Raw genomic sequence first — 1575 nt, 5'->3', positions numbered from 1 at the left:
TATCTTCGTATAAGGAGGTGATCCAGCCCCAGGTTCCCCTAGGGCTACCTTGTTACGACTTCACCCCAGTCATGAACCACAAAGTGGTGAGCGTCCTCCCCGAAAGGTTAAACTACCCACTTCTTTTGCAGCCCACTCCCATGGTGTGACGGGCGGTGTGTACAAGGCCCGGGAACGTATTCACCGTGACATTCTGATTCACGATTACTAGCGATTCCGACTTCATGGAGTCGAGTTGCAGACTCCAATCCGGACTACGACGCACTTTTTGGGATTCGCTCACTATCGCTAGCTTGCTGCCCTCTGTATGCGCCATTGTAGCACGTGTGTAGCCCTACTCGTAAGGGCCATGATGACTTGACGTCGTCCCCACCTTCCTCCGGTTTATCACCGGCAGTCTCCCTGGAGTTCCCGACATTACTCGCTGGCAAACAAGGATAAGGGTTGCGCTCGTTGCGGGACTTAACCCAACATTTCACAACACGAGCTGACGACAGCCATGCAGCACCTGTCTCAGAGCTCCCGAAGGCACACCTGCGTCTCCGCTGGCTTCTCTGGATGTCAAGAGTAGGTAAGGTTCTTCGCGTTGCATCGAATTAAACCACATGCTCCACCGCTTGTGCGGGCCCCCGTCAATTCATTTGAGTTTTAATCTTGCGACCGTACTCCCCAGGCGGTCTACTTAACGCGTTAGCTCCGAAAGCCACGGCTCAAGGCCACAACCTCCAAGTAGACATCGTTTACGGCGTGGACTACCAGGGTATCTAATCCTGTTTGCTCCCCACGCTTTCGCATCTGAGTGTCAGTATCTGTCCAGGGGGCCGCCTTCGCCACTGGTATTCCTTCAGATCTCTACGCATTTCACCGCTACACCTGAAATTCTACCCCCCTCTACAGTACTCTAGTTCACCAGTTTCAAATGCAGTTCCGAGGTTGAGCCCCGGGCTTTCACATCTGACTTAATGAACCACCTGCATGCGCTTTACGCCCAGTAATTCCGATTAACGCTCGCACCCTCCGTATTACCGCGGCTGCTGGCACGGAGTTAGCCGGTGCTTCTTCTGTTGCTAACGTCAAGAGATAGCGCTATTAACACTACCCCCTTCCTCACAACTGAAAGTACTTTACAACCCGAAGGCCTTCTTCATACACGCGGCATGGCTGCATCAGGCTTTCGCCCATTGTGCAATATTCCCCACTGCTGCCTCCCGTAGGAGTCTGGACCGTGTCTCAGTTCCAGTGTGGCTGATCATCCTCTCAGACCAGCTAGGGATCGTCGCCTTGGTGAGCCATTACCTCACCAACTAGCTAATCCCACCTAGGCATATCTTGACGCGAGAGGCCCGAAGGTCCCCCTCTTTGGCCCGTAGGCATTATGCGGTATTAGCCATCGTTTCCAATGGTTATCCCCCACATCAAGGCAATTTCCTAGGCATTACTCACCCGTCCGCCGCTCGACGCCCATTAACGCACCCGAAGGATTGTTAGTGTCGTTTCCGCTCGACTTGCATGTGTTAGGCCTGCCGCCAGCGTTCAATCTGAGCCATGATCAAACTCTTCAATTTAAGATTTTGT

At 53.2% G+C, this 1575-nt stretch carries 1 rRNA gene; it reads right to left on the bottom strand.

The window, feature by feature from the left end:
• Nucleotides 1–10: 10 nt before the first annotated feature.
• Nucleotides 11–1565: ribosomal RNA gene (locus AB4558_RS00735) — 16S ribosomal RNA — on the bottom strand.
• Nucleotides 1566–1575: the final 10 nt, after the last annotated feature.

Source organism: Vibrio sp. 10N.222.51.C5 (genome assembly GCF_041474575.1).
In the GTDB taxonomy this organism is placed as follows: Bacteria; Pseudomonadota; Gammaproteobacteria; order Enterobacterales; family Vibrionaceae; genus Vibrio; species Vibrio crassostreae_C.
Note: the sequence above shows the minus strand (reverse complement) of the source record. Positions and strands in the feature narration are given on the sequence as shown.